Source organism: Pseudomonas sp. BIGb0278 (assembly GCF_024809895.1).
GTDB classification, from domain to species: Bacteria; Pseudomonadota; Gammaproteobacteria; order Pseudomonadales; family Pseudomonadaceae; genus Aquipseudomonas; species Aquipseudomonas shirazensis.
Map to the genome: position 1 here is coordinate 80829 of NZ_JANUEL010000009.1, position 16535 is coordinate 97363.

Below are 16535 nucleotides of genomic sequence, written 5' to 3' on the forward strand. Positions count from 1 at the left end.
ATTTATTTAGAGAATGACCCGCGAAGCCGAACATTATGGCGCTTATGCACACACCTGTGAAGGGGCAATTGTGTAGCCTTCATTAGTCGGGATGGGCCACTTTGGTTCATTTGGTTGCAGCATTGCGGTGCACTTGTACACATTCAGCGCAGCCATTGTCAGGCTGCGCCATTCGTTCGGATAGCTCGGGCAATGCCTGGGCCGCGTCCTTAAGTCAATGAAAAAAAACACTTATTTGAGCTGGTGAAAAAATCGTCAACTTGACTGCAGCCCCCATTTCACAAGGGTTTGAAGACATCATGAAGTGGTTGTCCACCGAGTTATCCACAGGTTCTGTGGATTGTCCCGCGCGTTCGCTCTAGCACGGGCGTGCCAGCACTTTCGATTGCTGTCGGACAATCCTGTCGAAATAGTCGGGGCGGTGTGGCCCGTTTGAAAAGGTCAATAAAGGAACGGCAGATTTTGTGAAAATTTCATCAACCGAGGCGCAGCCCTTTCGTTGAAAAATCCGGTAGAGTGGCGCGCCTCACGAATTGCCATCGCTGTCGGTTATGAATTTTCGCGGTAAAAACCTCGCTCCATCGTCTGTATCTACGCCTGCACCCAAGCGTTTTTCCTTGAAGGTCGCCTTGTGGCTGCTCGATAGTCCGCGCCTGGGCGAGAAGCACAGCGTCAAACACCTGGCTGGACGCCTGCTCAAGCAGCCTGCGCGGCAAGGGGTGGTGGTCGCCCAGAGCCGTCTGGGGCAGATGCTCTGTCGCGATTGCGGCAATGCCCGCGACCGGCGTATCGGCCACGAGCTGCTGCGCCAGGCCGCACGTGCCGGCGATCCGCAGGCTCAGGCCGAGTACGCCCGGTTGAATCCGGCCAGCGAGCACAATCCTTCCTGAAGCCGCTGCGCCGGCCTGTTAAGCTGCCTGCCTCTGGATAGACGCAATTGAGGTAGCTATGGCGGTCGATCTGCTCAGCATCGTGCTGGGCCTTGTAGCAGCGGCAATTCCTTGCCTAGGCTGGGTCTGGCACCTACAGCAGCGCCATGCTGCCCAGCAGCGCCAATGGGCCTTGCTCGAAGAGCGCCTGAGCACGGCATTGCTCGCGCAGCAAGGGCTGCAGGCCCAGCTTGACGCCAGCCGTGACGAAATCAGCGACCTGGCCGAGGCCAATAGCGCCAAGCAGGCCAGCCTGGCCGCCCAGGGCCGCGAAGTCGAACTGCTGCAGGTCGAGCGTGACAATGCCCGCGACGCCGCCCATGCCTGGCAACTCGAACGCAGCAACCGCGAGTCCGAGTTGCGCCGTCTGGAAGCCCATGCCGCCGGCTTGCAAGCCGAGCTGCGCGAGCAGCAGGAGAGCCATCAGCAGCGCCTGGAAGACCTGCAAGAGGCCCGCGACACGCTGCGCGCGCAGTTCGCCGAAATGGCTACAAAGATCTTCGACGAGCGCGAGCAGCGCTTCACCCAGACCAGCCAGCAGCAACTCGGACAGTTACTTGATCCGCTCAAGGAACGTATCCATGCCTTCGAGAAGCGCGTCGACGAAACCTACCAGCAGGAGGCCCGTGAGCGCTTCTCGCTGAGCAAGGAGCTGGAGCGTCTGCAGCAGCTCAACCTGCGCCTGTCGGATGAAGCCACCAACCTCACCCAGGCGCTCAAAGGGCAAAAGACCCAAGGCAACTGGGGCGAGCTGATTCTTGAGCGGGTCCTCGAACACGCAGGGCTGGAGAAGGGCCGCGAGTACCAAACCCAGGTCAGCCTGAAAAGCGCCGACGGCGAGCGCTTTCAGCCAGACGTGCTGATCATGCTGCCCGGCGACAAGCAGGTGGTGGTCGACGCCAAAGTCAGCCTGACGGCCTATCAGCAGTGGGTCAGCGGCAATGACGAAGCGGCGCTCAAGCAGCATGTGCAATCGCTGCGCAGCCACGTCAAAGGCTTGTCCGGCAAGGACTACAGCCGCCTCGAGGGGCTGCATAGCCTCGATTTCGTGCTGCTGTTCGTGCCGATCGAAGCGGCTTTCTCCGCGGCATTGCAGGCCGAGCCGAACCTGTTCCAGGAGGCCTTCGATCGGCAGATCGTGATTGTCAGCCCTACCACCTTGCTGGCCACCCTGCGCGTGATCGACAGCCTCTGGAAGCAGGAGCGCCAGGGCCAGAACGCGCGGGAAATCGCCGAGCGGGCCGGCTGGCTGTACGACAAGTTCGTCTTGTTCATCCAGGATCTGGACGAGCTCGGCAGTCGCTTGCAGCAGGTCGACAAGGCTTACTCCGCTGCGCGCAACAAGCTCTGTGAAGGGCGTGGCAACCTGATCAGCCGCAGTGAGCAGCTCAAGTTGCTCGGCGCGCGGGCCAGCAAGAGCCTGCCGGCGGACTTGCTGGAGCGCGCCTTGAGTGACGAAGCGCTTACTGAACCAGGCTCAGATGGCGGTTGAGCAGAGCGCGCAAGGCGGCTGGCTTGACCGGCTTGGCCAGGTAATCGAGGCCGGCGGCGTGGACCATGGCAATGGTTTCGCTGCGGCCATCGGCGCTGATCACCACACCCGGCACCGGCTCACCGAGGCGCGTGCGTAGCCAGGCCATCAGCTCGGTGCCGGTGTCGCCTTCATCCAGGTGAAAGTCGACCAGCGCCAGGTGCGGGCGCATGCCATTGGCCAGCAGCGCTTCGCATTCCTGACGATTGCGCGCAGTCCAGACCTGACAGCCCCAGCGGCTGAGCAGGCTGTTCATGCCGAGCAGGATGCTGTCTTCGTTGTCGACACACAGCACCTGCAGGCCCGCCAGCGGTTGCCCCGGCTGCTGTTCAACGGCTGCAGCCGGCGCGACGCTGCCGCTGGCAATCGGCACACTGACGCGGAACACGCTGCCCTTGCCCGGCCACGAGCGCACCTCCAGGGCATGGCCGAGTACCCGGCACAGACCATCGGCGATCGCCAGGCCCAGGCCCAGGCCTTTTTCGGCGCGGGTCTGGTGGCTGTCCAGGCGCTTGAACTCCTGGAAGATCACCTGCAGTTTGTCGTCGGTGATGCCCGGGCCGCGGTCCCACACTTCCAGCCATAGCCGGCCGCCCTGGCGGCGCACGCCAAACAGGATCGGGCTTTTGCCGTAACGCAGGGCATTGGTCAGGAAGTTCTGCAGCACCCGGCGCAGCAGCTTGATGTCGCTGTTCACCCGCAGGCGGCTGCCACGGACACGGAACTCCAGGCCCTTTTCTGCCGCCAGCACTTTGAACTCGGCGCCCAGCGCGTCGAACAGATCGCTCAGGGCAAAGGCTTTCACGTCGGGAGTGATCTTGCCGTTTTCCAGGCGCGAGATGTCCAGCAGGTCGCTGATCAGCTCTTCAGCCGAACGCAGTGAGCTGTCCATGTGCTGCACCAGTTGCTGGGACTCGCTGCTCATGCCCTCGGCTTGCTGCGACAGCGCTGCCGAGAACAAGCGTGCAGCGTTGAGCGGCTGCATCAGGTCATGGCTGACCGCGGCGAGGAATCGGGTTTTCGACTGGCTGACGGCCTCGGCCCGGCTCTTCGCCTCGGTCAGCGCCTGGTTGAGCTGGGACAACTCATGGGTGCGTTCGGCGACCCGTTGTTCGAGGCCTTCGTTGGCCTCTTTGAGGGCCTGCTCGGCCTCGCGGAACGGGGTGATGTCGGTAAAGCTCATGACAAAACCACCACCCGGCATCGGGTTGCCGATCAGCTCGATCACCCGACCATTGGGGAACAGCCGCTCGGAGGTGTGCGCCCGGCCCTGGCGCATCCAGTGCAGCCGGCGCGCCACATGCACCTGCGCCTCGCCCGGGCCGCACAGGCCGCGGTCGGCGTTGTAGCGGATAATATCGGCGATTGGCCGGCCAACGCTGATCAGCCCCTCAGGGTAGTTGAACAACTCCAGATAACGCCGGTTCCAGGCCACCAGGTGCAGGTTCTGGTCAACCACGCTGATGCCCTGGTTGATGTTCTCGATGGCACCCTGAAGCAACGCACGGTTGAACTGCAGCACCTCGCTGGCCTCGTCGGCGATGCGCACCACGTCCTCTAGCTGCATGTCGCGGCCTTCGATGGCAGCCTTGACCACGGCGCGGGTCGAGGAGGTGCCGAGTACGCCGGCGAGTAGCCGTTCGGTGTGTTCGATCCAGTCGCCATCGGCGTTCTGGTTGGGGTTGAAGCCCTTGCCCTGGCGGTAGGCGAAGCGAATGAAGCTCTGCCGGGCGCGTTCTTCGCCGACAAAGCGGGCGGCGAGGTTGAGCAGGTCGTCGATCTGCACCGCCAGCAGCGAACGGCTGTTGGGCCGCTCACTGGTTTGCTGGCCGATGAACCGGCCCGCCTGCCAGTGCTCGGACACGCGCGTGCGCGACAGGATCGAGACCCAGGCAAACAGGATGAAGTTGCCCGCCAGCGACAGCACCACACCTTGGGTCAGTGGCGTGATCGGCAGGTTCAGTGGGTTGCTGTCGAGCCAGGTCAGGCCTGGGAACAGTTGCAGCGACCAGCCCAGGCTGTGCGCGGTAATCGGCAGCACCAGGGTGTAGAACCAGAGGAAGATCCCCGCCGCCAGCCCGGCGAATACGCCACGGCGGTTGGCCTGCTTCCAGTACAGCGCGCCGAGCATCGCCGGGGTCAGCTGGGTGACCGCAGCGAAGGCGATCTGGCCAATGGTCGCCAGGCTCGCGGTGGAGCCCAGCAGGCGGTAACTGACATACGCCAGCAACAGGATTACCACGATGGTCACCCGGCGCACCGAGAGCATCCAGTGGCGGAACGCTTCGAACGGGCGCTCGGCGTTTTTGCGCCGCAGCAGCCACGGCAGCAGCATGTCGTTGGAGACCATGGTCGACAGCGCCACCGCCTCGACGATGACCATGCCGGTGGCCGCTGAGGCGCCGCCGATAAAGGCCAGCAAGGCCAGGCTTGGATGCGCTTCGGCCAGTGGTAGGCTGATCACGAACGAGTCGGAGATCACCGTGCCCGGCAGCAGCATCTGCCCAGCCAGGGCAATCGGCACCACGAACAGCGCTGCCAGTACCAGGTACATCGGGAACACCCAGCGCGCCGTGCGCAGGTCCTGCGCTTCGATGTTCTCGACCACGGTGACGTGGAATTGCCGCGGCAGACAGATGATCGCCATCATTGCCACCCCGGTCTGGACCACCATCGACGGCCAGTTGATGGTCTCCTGCCAGTAACTCTCCAACTGCACCGACTGGCGCGCCTGGGTGAACAGGTCGTCGAAGCCGTCATACAGGTTGAACACCACGAACACGCCCACGGCAAGAAACGCCAGCAGCTTGACCAGCGCCTCGAAGGCAATCGCCAGGACCATGCCGCGGTGGTGCTCGGTGACGTCCAGGCTGCGCGTGCCGAACACGATCGAGAACAGCGCCAGCACCAATGACACCACCAGTGCGGTGTCTTGCACACGGGTGCCGGTGGCATCGGCATTGGCGCCGATCAACAGGTTGACGCCGAGCACGATGCCCTTCAGTTGCAAGGCAATGTAGGGCAGTACGCCGACCAGGCAGATCAGCGCCACCACCACCGCCAGGCTCTGCGACTTGCCATAGCGTGCGGCGATGAAGTCGGCAATCGAGGTGATGTTCTGCTGCTTGCTGATCAGCACCATCTTCTGCACGACCTGCGGCGCGAACACCAACAGCAGCACCGGCCCCAGATAGATCGGCAAGAACGCCCAGAGCTGTTCGGCGGCCTGGCCGACCGCGCCAAAGAATGTCCAGCTGGTGCAGTACACGGCCAGCGACAGGCTATATACCCAGGCGCGCAGGCGCGGCGGCAGAGGCGTGCTGCGGCGGTCGCCGTAAAAGGCGATGGCGAACATGATGGCCATATAGACCAGGGCGACCACGGCGATCAGCCCGCTGGACAACGACATGAAAACTCCGCAGCAATAGGGTAGAGCGTGGGCCCGGTGAACAAGTTTGGCATGTGCCTTGCGCGTCGTCAGCGTCGACCATGGTCGCAGTGGCGAGTCGTCGCAGTGCGGCCTGAGAGCAGGCGACTTGCATCTGGATGTGGCGCAATGACGCTCAGGTGCATTCTAATCAACAAACAGCCACCGGCATCACTCAGGGAATCGATTGATGAGTCACCCCTCGCAATTTACCTTGCTCGGCAAGCGGCGCTTCTTGCCGTTTTTCATCACCCAGTCACTGGGCGCGTTCAATGACAACCTGTTCAAGCAGTCGTTGATCCTGGCGATCCTGTACAAGCTCAGCCTGGAGGGCGACCGCTCGATCTGGGTCAACCTGTGCGCGCTGCTGTTCATTCTGCCGTTCTTCCTGTTCTCGGCACTGGCCGGGCAGTTTGGCGAGAAGTTCGCCAAGGATGCGCTGATACGGGCGATCAAGCTGGCCGAGATCGTCATCATGGCGATCGGCGCGGTGGGTTTTGTCAGCAATCACCTGGTGCTGATGCTGCTGGCGCTGTTCGCCATGGGCACCCACTCGGCGCTGTTTGGGCCGGTCAAATATTCGATCCTGCCGCAGGCGCTGCGCGAGGACGAGTTGGTCGGTGGTAATGGCCTGGTCGAGATGGGCACGTTCCTGGCTATTCTGGCGGGCACCATTGGCGCTGGCGTGATGATGTCGTCCAGCAGCTATGCAACGGTGGTCGCCGGCGGCATCGTCGGCACCGCCGTGCTCGGCTATCTGGCCAGCCGCTGGATCCCGCGCGCTGCTGCGGTGGCGCCGCAGATGAAGCTCGACTGGAACATCTTCAAGCAGTCCTGGGCAACCTTGCGCTTGGGGCTTGGGCAGACGCCGGCGGTGTCGCGCTCGATTGTCGGCAACTCGTGGTTCTGGTTTGTCGGGGCTATCTATCTGACCCAGATCCCGGCCTACGCCAAGGACTGGCTGCACGGCGACGAGACGGTGGTGACGCTGGTACTGACGTTGTTCTCAGTAGGCATCGCGGTGGGTTCGCTACTGTGCGAGCGGCTCAGTGGGCGCAAGGTGGAAATCGGCCTAGTGCCGTTCGGCTCGTTCGGCCTGACCTTGTTCGGCCTGCTCTGGTGGTGGCATTCGGGCGATGTGCCGAGCACCGACGTGGCGCACGACTGGCTGGCGTTGTTGGGCATGCACCAGGCTTGGTGGATCATGCTGTCGATCGTTGGCCTTGGGGTGTTTGGCGGGTTCTATATCGTGCCGCTGTATGCGCTGATCCAGGCGCGGACTGCCGAGGGTGAGCGGGCGCGGGTGATTGCTGCCAACAACATTCTCAATGCGTTGTTCATGGTGGTGTCGGCGTTGGTCACCATTGTGCTGTTGAGCGTGGTCGAGCTGACCATTCCACAGCTGTTTCTGGTGGTGTCGCTGCTTAATATTGCCGTTAACGCTTATATCTTCAGCATCGTGCCTGAATTCACCATGCGCTTCTTGATCTGGCTGCTGAGTCACTCGATGTATCGGGTCGAGCATCGGGACCTGCAGCGTATTCCTGATGAGGGGGCGGCGCTGCTGGTGTGCAACCATGTGTCGTTCGTCGATGCGCTGTTGATCGCTGGGGCGATTCGCCGGCCGATTCGGTTTGTCATGTACTACAAGATCTATAACTTGCCGGTGCTCAACTTCATCTTCCGCACCGCTGGGGCGATCCCGATTGCTGGGCGAAATGAGGATGAAGCCACCTATGAGCGGGCCTTCGCGCGCATCGCTGCGGCCCTGACGGCGGGTGAGGTGGTGTGTATCTTCCCTGAGGGCAAACTGACGGCCGATGGTGAGATCGATGAGTTCAAGAGTGGGGTCACGCGGATTCTGCAGGTAACCCCGGTACCGGTGATTCCGCTGGCCTTGCAAGGGTTGTGGGGAAGTTTCTTCAGCCGCGATCCGGCCAAGGGCCTGTTCAAGCGGCTGTGGTCGCGGGTGACCATTGTGGCTGGGGAGGCTGTTGTTGGGGATTTGGCGGGGCCTGAGGTATTGCGGGAGCGGGTTTTGGGGTTGCGTGGGGGGCGGCGTTGAGGGTTTTCTGGACTGGGGGCTTATCCGTTTTTTGTGGTGGCTGTTAGGGCTCCTTTCGCCCTTACGGCGAGTCACTTTTTTGCCAAACGCGCCAAAAAAGTAACCACAAAAAACGCCTGGCTCCACATCCGGCCCCTGCGCTGGGCTGGCGCAGATCGAGAGCTGGGGCCGCTCTGCGGCCCTTTCGCGACACAAGGCCGCTCCTACATTTGACCGCGCATTATACAATTACGCGTTGCCTGTAGGAGCGGCCTTGTGTCGCGAAGCGACCCCGGCAAGCGCTGCGGGCCAGGAGGGCCCGTTCAGCGCGGTCCTCCCGGGAGCAATACCGGAGAGAGGGAACCCCGCAGCGCAGGGGCCGTATGTGGGAGCGACGGCTTTTGGTTCGTTTTGCCGCGGACGCAGTACGACCAAAAGGGACTCGCCGTAAGGGCGAAAGGGGCCCGAACAGCCGTCAGATCAAATGGATAGTGCCCAAAACCGCCAGTCACTCCATCAGCTAGCACTAACCTTCAACCCCACCAACCCAGTAATGATCAAAGCCACACTAAGCAGCCGAATCAAAGCCATCGACTCCCCAAACAGGATAATCCCGGCAATTACCGTACCGACCGCCCCCACCCCGGTCCAGATGGCGTAAGCAGTCCCTAGCGGCAACTCCTTCATGGCCAACCCCAGCAAGCCAAGGCTGATCACCATCGCACCCACCGTAAGCACAGTAGGCAACGGCCGGGTAAACCCGTCGGTATATTTCAAACCTACCGCCCAGCCCACTTCGAACAGGCCGGCGAAAAACAGAATGATCCAGGACATCTGTGAGTCTCCATCTTATTAAGGATGGGGCCGTCCCCAGGCTGGTCACGCAGTGCGTGGTGAGGTCGTCCTCACGTGTGCACTATATTGCACACGTGCGTTTACCAAGGCAAGTCAATGAGCCTCGGGCCTGGTTTCAACCCGGGTATGCCCCGGCTCCCGCATGCGCCGGAACCAGGTCGAAAGCAACGCACCAGAAATGTTGTGCCACACACTGAACAACGCGCTCGGCACCGCCGCCAACGGCGAAAAATGCGCCGCCGCCAACGCCGCGCCCAGCCCCGAGTTCTGCATGCCAACTTCCAGCGCCAGCGACTTGCGCTGAGCCAGCGGCAACTTGCACAGCTTGCCGGTGAGGTAGCCAAGCAAATAGCCAAAGCTGTTATGCAGTATCACCACTGCCATGATCAGCAACCCCGATTCGGCGATCTTCGCCTGGCTGGCCGCAACTACCGCGCAGACGATCATCACGATGCTCACCACCGATACCAGCGGCAGCACCTGCACCGCAGCCTGCACCCGTGCGCCCAGCAAGCGCTGGGCGAGCACGCCGAGAATGATCGGCAGCATCACCAGCTGCAGAATCGACCAGAACATGTCCATGAACGAGACCGGTAGCCAGGCCGAAGCCAGGAACCAGATCAGCGCAGGTGTCAGCAACGGCGCCAGCAGGGTAGTCACCGCCGCGATCGCCACCGCCAGCGCCAGGTCACCCTTGGACAGCCAGACCATCACGTTCGAGGCCGTGCCACTCGGGCAGCAACCTACCAGAATCACACCGACGGCAATCTCTGCCGGAAGCTGGAACAGCTGACACAGCAGCCAGGCCATGCCCGGCATGATCACAAAGTGCGCGACAACCCCAAGCGCAACCCGCCAGGGCTGGCGGGCGAGGGCGGCGAAGTCGTCGAGCTTGAGGGTCAGGCCCATGCCGAACATCACCAGCCCGAGCAGCGGCACGATGGCTACCTTCAGGCCGATGAACCATTGCGGCTGCAGGAACGCCAGGCAGGCAAACAGTAATACCCAGAGGGCGAAGGTGTTGCCGACGAAACGGCTGAGGGCGGCGAGGGCACGCATGGGACAATCCTTGTTCTTCCATTAAGTAGCCAATCGATGCAGGTGGGGCTGCGCGGGCAACCCCACGCCGCAATCAGACGCCCTGCGGAATGTCTTCACCACCCAGCGCTTCAAACAGCGCCGGCAGGAACTCCTTGAAGGTCATCATCATCAGCAGGAAGCTCGCATCGAACTGCTGCTGCGCTTCTTCACCGCCGTCCTGCTCGGCCTGCTCCTGCAGCAGTTCTTCGAACTTCAGGCGCTTGATCACGGTCTTGTCGTCGAGTACGAACGACAGCTTGTCCTGCCAGGCCAAGGCCAGCTGGGTGACGACCTTGCCATTGCCCAGGTGCAGCTGGATCTCGTCGCTTTTCAGGTCCTGGCGCTTGCAGCGGACGATGCCGCCGTCTTCGTGGGTGTCACGCAGCTCGCACTCGTCCAGGACATGGAAGTCCTCAGCCGCCTGCGAAGTGACCCACTCGGTCATGGTCGCGCTAGGCGCGGCCTTCACGGTGACCGGGCGTACCGGCAGCGAGCCCATCACTTCACGCAGGGTCGACAGCAGGTCTTCGGCGCGCTTGGCGCTGGCCGAGTTGACCAGGATCAGGCCCTGACGCGGGGCGATGGCGGCAAAGATCATCGAGCGACGAATGAAGGCGCGTGGCAGGAAGGCCTGGATGATCTCGTCCTTGATCTGGTCGCGTTCTTTCTTATAGACCTTGCGCATCTGCTCGGTCTCGATCTCTTCGATCTTTTCTTTGACCGCGTCGTTGACCACGCTGCTGGGCAGGATGCGCTCTTCCTTGCGCGCGGCAATCAGCAGGTACTCGCCGCTGACGTGCACCAGCGGGGCGTCTTCACCCTTGCCGAACGGCGCGACGAAACCATAGGTGGTCAGCTCCTGGCTGGCGCACGGACGGGCCGGCTTGCTGGCCAGGGCAGTTTCCAGTGCCTCAGGCTCGAATGGGACTTCCTGGGTCAGGCGGTAGGTCAGCAGGTTCTTGAACCACATGGGGGTAGATCTCTCCTTAATGCATAAGGCGGGCATTATTCTCCGACTGGGGCCATGCGGCCAACCCTGTCAGAGGGCCATCAGGCGGTTAATGGTCAATAAAAGCCTGATAGCGCTAGGTCCTTGAAAGGCCTGCAAAATTATTTGAAAAAAGTGCTTGCCAGGGTGGTATGTCCTCCGTAGAATGCGCGCCACACCGAGACGAAGGGTGATTAGCTCAGCCGGGAGAGCATCTGCCTTACAAGCAGAGGGTCGGCGGTTCGATCCCGTCATCACCCACCACTCGATGTATAGCGCAGCGGTAGTTCAGTCGGTTAGAATACCGGCCTGTCACGCCGGGGGTCGCGGGTTCGAGTCCCGTCCGCTGCGCCATATTGAGCTTCAAGGCCAACTGAACACCTTGAAGCGACAGAGAAAGCGACCTTAGGGTCGCTTTTTTTGTTTCTGGCATTGCGTCAGAATGCCTTGTCCGCCGGTCGCGGCCAACAGGCTGTGCTCCGGCTCTTCATTGCACGCAAGAGACCGACCATGCAGGATGCCCGTACCTCTCCAACGCCCGCCGCTGCGGCGCCCTTGCTCGGTATCGACCTGGGCACCACCAACAGCCTGATCGCCGTATGGCAGGATGGCCAAGCCCAACTGATCGCCAATGCCCTCGGCGAGGTACTGACGCCATCGGTGGTCAGCGTCGATGACGATGGCAGTATTCTGGTCGGCAAAGCCGCCAAAGCCCGCCTGACCACCCATCCGCTGCGCAGCGCAGCTGCCTTCAAACGGTTCATGGGCAGCGACAAGCGCTTCGAGCTGGGCGAGCATCGCTTCACCCCTGAAGAACTGTCGGCGCTGGTGCTGGGAGCCTTGAAGCAGGATGCCGAAGCGTATCTGGGCTGCCCGGTCAGCGAAGCGGTTATCTCGGTTCCAGCCTATTTCAGTGACGAGCAGCGCAAGCGCACGGTGTTTGCCGCAGAGTTGGCCGGGCTCAAGGTGCAGCGGCTGATCAACGAACCAACCGCAGCAGCCATGGCCTACGGCCTGCACGAACAAAAGTTCGAGCGCACACTGGTTTTCGACCTGGGCGGCGGCACCTTCGATGTGACCGTGCTGGAATACGCGCTGCCGCTGATCGAAGTGCATGCCTCCACCGGTGACAACTATCTGGGCGGTGAAGACTTTACCGATGCATTGTTGCTGGCGTGCCTGCGCGACTGGGGGCTCAAACTCGAGCAGCTCGAGCCACAGGCGCTGGCCGGCCTGCACGACGCCATCGACCAGTTCAAACATGCGCTGGGTGAGGGGCAATCGACCTTGACCTGGCAAGGCGACGGCCAGGCCCGTGAGTGGCAGCTCGACGACCTCAAGCTGCAGGGCATCTGGGCGCCGTTGCTGGCTCGGGTGCGCGCACCGATCGAACAGGCCCTGCGCGATGCGCGCTTGAGCCCCAAGGAGCTCGACAGCCTGGTGCTGGTCGGCGGCGCCACGCGCATGCCGCAGGTGCAGCAGTTGGTGGCCAAGCTGTTTGGCCGGCTGCCGTACCGGCACCTGGACCCAGACACCATCGTCGCCCTTGGCGCCGCCAGCCAGGCGGCTTGCAAGGCACGCGATGCGGCCGTCGACGAATTGATCCTGACCGACGTGTGCCCGTATACCCTGGGCATTGCCTCGCAGCGTGGCGAGCAGAGCGCCGGCGCGTTTTCGCCGATCATCGAACGTAATACGGTGATCCCCACCTCACGGGTCGAGCGCTTCTACAGCACTCACCCGGAGCAAAAAACCGTGCGTATCGCGGTATACCAAGGCGAGCGTCCCTGGGTGCGTGACAATATTCTGGTCGACAGTTTCGAGGTCCCGCTGCAGTCGACCGGGCAGATTCAGTCACTGGACGTGCGTTTCAGCTACGACATCAACGGCTTGCTTGAAGTCGATGTGACATTCATCGAAACCGGCCTCAAACACAGCCACAGCATTGACCGCAGCCCGACCGGGCTGGATCAGGATGCACGCCAGGCCAGCCATGAGCGCTTGTCGCGGCTGAAGATTCACCCACGCGATGCCTTGCCCAACCGGACCTTGCTGGCGCGGCTGGAGCGGGCCTGGATGCAGAGCCTGGGCGATGAGCGCGAGCTGATCGGCAGCTGGCTGGATACGTTCAACGGAGTGTTGGCCGGGCAGCAGGCCGGCGAGATCAGCCGCCAGCGCCAGCAATTGAGCCAGGCGCTGGACGAGCTGCGTTACTGACCTTGGCTCGGGCCGCACTGCGGCCCGTTGCCTTGCTCAGGGTGATGGCTAGCCGTTCATCCGGCGCAAGGCCGCCTGCAAACCACCCTCCAGATCGGCCGCCTTGCCCGGCACTGGCCCATAGCGGTTGGGCAGTTTGTCGCCCGGTAGGCTCACCAGTATCAGCGGCACCACCGGCAGCACCCGGCTGAGCACCACAAGCAGGATCAGCACCGGCACGCCCTGGCCAAGGTCGCGCAGGCGCCGCAGCATGGCGCTGACCATCAGCAGCACCATCGGCGCTGCCATCGCCGGCAGCAAGGTCATCAGGCTGCCGCAGGCGATCACCGCTAACAGATGCAGGCCGAAGCCCTTGCGGTCGAGGCGGCTGTTGAGCTTCCACACCGCCCACATTGGCTGCGCCACCTGCTTGCTGTTGTTGCGCAGCATGCGCTCGGTCCAGCCCAGCAACGCCATGATCGCGCAGCGCAGGCCGGGGTCGAGGTCGACGTTGTCCTTGGCTTTCTGCAATCTACGCAACAACCGCGTTTTCGGCGGTGCGCAGTCATTGAGCAGGCTGTCGAGGGCATCCAGAGCGTCGTTGAACGGGGCGCTGGCCATCCCTTGTTTACGCAGTAGCTGCCCGCTTGGATGTGTGCACTTGCCGGCCACCAGGCTGCGGCGTAACGGCTCGTACCAGTAGTCCTCGATGTACAGCGCCTCGAGGCGATCGCGCAGGCGGGTGCGCTGGGCTTCGTCGAGGCTGCGATCGTGATAGAGCACGGCGCAGAACAGCATTTTGCCCAGTGGGTAATCGTCGAGCACCGCCGGTTCGTTTTCCAGGCAGGTCAGCAACTGCGCAGCGGTGGGCAGGCGGCTGCTGTCGAGGGCCGTGCGCAGGCTCAGCACGCGGCTGGCGAGCAGGCCTTGCAGCGGCTCGTTGTAGTCCAGCGCGGCCAGCACATCGCTGCTGCCATGCGGCCCGGCGATGGCCTGCAGCAGTGCGCTGTGCAGCGAGGCAAACGGGTGCTCGGCAGGGTAGTGCAGTTGCCCGGGCAGTTGCGGGTCGATCAACGCCAGCCAGCGGCTTGGCTGGTCGAACAGCGCCAGCATGAACAGCTGCTGACGGTGCCAGGCCCACAGTGATTCGCCCGCCGCCGGCGCTGGTAGTGGCGCGCCATGGGCGGCCAGGGCTTCCTGCGTCTGCAGGGCGAACGGCCGGGTGAACATGCGGCGCATGTCTAACTGGCTGTTGAGTTCATGCAGGGCGTGCTCGGGATACACCCGCATACGCCGCAGCCACTCGCGGCAGACCGGGCGGATGGCGTCTTCACTGAGCGCTTCAGGCAACTGTGCGCGTGGATCATTGGCTGCGCAGAGATCTACCAATGCCTGCACCACCGGCGACTGTTCGAGCCAGTGCAGCTGCTGCGCCGCTTGCGCTTGCAAGCCTTCGAGGATCAGGTTATCGAGAGTGTCTTCCCGCGCTGGCTCAGCGACTACCAGACGCAGCAGCTCGGCTTCACCGCGTTGCAGGGCCCAGGCCAGCCAGTACAAGCGCTGCAAGTCTGCGTCCGGCTGCTCCTGCAGCAACCAGGCCAGCAGCGGCAATTCGTCGTCACCGTCCAGGCGCCAATCGATGAATGTCGCGGCAATGTCGCCCAGTTCAAGCCGCGCCGCTTCGAGCCAGCGCGACAAGGTCTGCGGGCTCTGCGACGGGCTACCCCAGGCCTGCGCCGGGTCGGCGAGGTCGGCCGGCCAGCTGTCGCACGGGGTCTGCAGGTCGAACGCCTGGATCAGCAGTGGCAAGCGCTGCGGCTGGTGCCGTGCGCACAGGTTGAGCAGCCAGCGCTCGGCCTGCGGGTGGCGATGTTCGCGCCACAGCCGCAGCCAGCATTCCAGTGCCTGCTGTTCAGCGCCAAGCGCCTCGGCCTGGCGCGCCAGCAGGTACAGCAGGTCGACATCGTCGGGCGCCTGTTGCAGTTGCTGCTGCACCTGCGCGTGCAGGGTCTGGCTGCCGATCCCGGCCTGGCAGAACTGCACCAGCAGGCGTTGCAGCAGAGCTTCGTCGTTGGGGAAGGCGAGGCAGGTGTGTGCCTGTACGAACTGCTCGTACTCGAACAGCGGGCGCTGATTGAAGCAGTATTCCAGGCTGCGGAAGTACCACAGCGTCTCCAATTGCGCAGCGGGTGGCCAGTCGCGCATCAAGCTGGTATCGAACGGATCGGGTTCGCTCAGGCGCTGGAGGAATGCTTCGACCTCCTGCGGGTCTTGCAGGCGCAGCAACTGTTCAGCCCAACCCAGGCGCTGTGCCAGCAGGCCGGCACAGCGGTGCGAAATCGGCCCGCAGCTGCGCAGTTCATGCAGCAGCTGCCAGCTCAGTTGTTCCAGTTCGTCCAACGGCAGTTCGTCGAGCTCGGCGATGTAGCCCTGCCAGGCGGCGGGATCGAAACGCAGGGTGGGGTCTTCCAGCAACCGGTGAAAACCGCGCAATGCGCCTGACATCTCGTCAGCTCTGGCTTCGGCTTCGACCACTGGCGCGGCGTCGGCCTCGCTTTCACGGGCCAGGCGCAGCGCTTGTTCGTAGGCCTCGCGCAGCGCCTGGAAACCTTGCGGGTCAGTTTCCGGATGATGTGCCGGCAGCAGACTGCGGTAGGCCTGGCGGATCAGATTGAGGTCCTGGGTCGGTTCCAGGCCAAGGCGTATCCAGCAACTCATGACCAGCAGTCCTCTTCCAGCGATGCCGGGCGTTCCGGTTCAGGTAATGGCAGATCCCAGCTGAGGCTGGCCAGCAGCTCGCTGGCACCCAGGCGCAGGTTGAGCAGGATGCAGCGGTTCCAGTGCTCATTGCCCTGGCGTTCGAGTTCGGCGGCGAGTGCCTGCTCGCTGCTGTCAGAGACGTTCCACAGCGCCTTGCCGAACAGGTAGCCGGCCAGGTAACCGTCCCAGCTGTTGTAGTAATGGCGGGCACGCAAGGCCAGGCGGTAATGCAGGTAGAGGCTTTCTTCGGCAGTGATATAGGACTTTTTCAGCCCGGCGCGCAGCAGAAAGCTCATCCGTCCCAGGTCCCAGGCGCGGGTGCCGCCGGGGCCGCAGTCCGGGTAGGTGCGGGCGGCGTACTGGTACTTGATCCGGTCCCGTTCGGGCAGGCGCTCGAGCAGCGCTTGCCATTGGCTGGGCAAGCAGCGCTGGAACTGCCAGTAGGCTTCGGACAGCTCGGTGGCGTGGCCGTTGTCAGCCATGCCGAGCATGTCCAGCAACTGCGCACGGTTGCTGATGCCCCACCAGCGTTCGAGGTCGCTCTGGTCGTCGCCCTCGTGATAGTCCGGCGCGGTGTAGCTGGCACCGTTGAGGGCAGCCATCGGTGCGGACAAGGCATGCAGCCAATGCTGCGCGGTTTCTTCCATGACACGGACTCCTGGGCCGGCGCAGAACAGGGATGACGGCCGGCCTTGCGGGTGGCGATTGTAAATAGCGGCAGCACG

9 protein-coding genes, 2 tRNA genes and 1 pseudogene are annotated in these 16535 nt (G+C 63.0%); 6 read left to right on the top strand and 6 right to left on the bottom strand.

All coding sequences use genetic code 11. The features are described from left to right. Positions 1–551: 551 nt before the first annotated feature. Positions 552–881 (top strand): annotated as a pseudogene (locus tag M2396_RS23370) (sel1 repeat family protein); the annotation flags it as partial. A gap of 181 nt (positions 882–1062) precedes the next feature. Then, positions 1063–2421, top strand: coding sequence for a DNA recombination protein RmuC (rmuC, locus tag M2396_RS23375; RefSeq protein WP_178080838.1), 1359 nt, complete (start codon positions 1063–1065; stop codon positions 2419–2421). On the opposite strand, the gene M2396_RS23380 is transcribed toward rmuC, so the two are convergent. After that, a complete protein-coding gene (locus tag M2396_RS23380; RefSeq protein WP_150570926.1) occupies positions 2393–5869 on the bottom strand; it encodes a hybrid sensor histidine kinase/response regulator in 3477 nt (1158 codons plus the stop codon). The two genes, rmuC and M2396_RS23380, sit on opposite strands and share 29 nt — an antisense overlap. Before the next feature lie 208 nt (positions 5870–6077). On the opposite strand from M2396_RS23380, the gene M2396_RS23385 reads away from it, so the two are divergent. Next, a complete protein-coding gene (locus M2396_RS23385; RefSeq protein ID WP_259078920.1) occupies positions 6078–7952 on the top strand; it encodes an MFS transporter in 1875 nt (624 codons plus the stop codon). A 495-nt stretch (positions 7953–8447) separates the two neighbouring features. Here M2396_RS23385 and sugE read toward each other — a convergent pair whose 3' ends face one another. From sugE to rdgC, 3 genes are all read right to left on the bottom strand, one after another. Beyond that, complete coding sequence (sugE, locus tag M2396_RS23390; protein WP_101321713.1) at positions 8448–8765, bottom strand: quaternary ammonium compound efflux SMR transporter SugE; 318 nt, start codon at positions 8763–8765, stop codon at positions 8448–8450. 114 nt (positions 8766–8879) lie between these two features. Next, positions 8880–9845 carry a bile acid:sodium symporter family protein gene (locus M2396_RS23395; RefSeq protein ID WP_259078921.1) on the bottom strand — a complete coding sequence of 322 codons (966 nt, stop codon included), beginning with the start codon at positions 9843–9845 and terminating at the stop codon, positions 8880–8882. A 73-nt stretch (positions 9846–9918) separates the two neighbouring features. Continuing rightward, positions 9919–10836 (bottom strand): recombination-associated protein RdgC, encoded by a 918-nt coding sequence (rdgC, locus tag M2396_RS23400; RefSeq protein ID WP_101321711.1) that lies wholly within the window; start codon positions 10834–10836, stop codon positions 9919–9921. Positions 10837–11042: 206 nt separating this feature from the next. Here rdgC and M2396_RS23405 point away from each other — a divergent pair. From M2396_RS23405 to M2396_RS23415, 3 genes are all read left to right on the top strand, one after another. Then, positions 11043–11118: transfer RNA gene (locus M2396_RS23405), tRNA-Val, on the top strand. Between the two features lie 13 nt (positions 11119–11131). Next, positions 11132–11208: transfer RNA gene (locus tag M2396_RS23410), tRNA-Asp, on the top strand. A gap of 156 nt (positions 11209–11364) precedes the next feature. Continuing rightward, the gene (locus M2396_RS23415; protein WP_259078922.1) at positions 11365–13071 is read left to right on the top strand and encodes a molecular chaperone HscC; all 1707 of its coding nucleotides are present in this window, start codon (positions 11365–11367) and stop codon (positions 13069–13071) included. 48 nt (positions 13072–13119) lie between these two features. On the opposite strand, the gene M2396_RS23420 is transcribed toward M2396_RS23415, so the two are convergent. Then, a complete protein-coding gene (locus M2396_RS23420) occupies positions 13120–15768 on the bottom strand; it encodes a molecular chaperone DnaJ (protein WP_259078923.1) in 2649 nt (882 codons plus the stop codon). Beyond that, entirely contained in the window at positions 15765–16457 is a 693-nt protein-coding gene (locus M2396_RS23425; protein WP_150572537.1) for a DUF1266 domain-containing protein, read from the bottom strand. The genes M2396_RS23420 and M2396_RS23425 overlap by 4 nt, the downstream gene beginning before the upstream one ends. Positions 16458–16535: the final 78 nt, after the last annotated feature.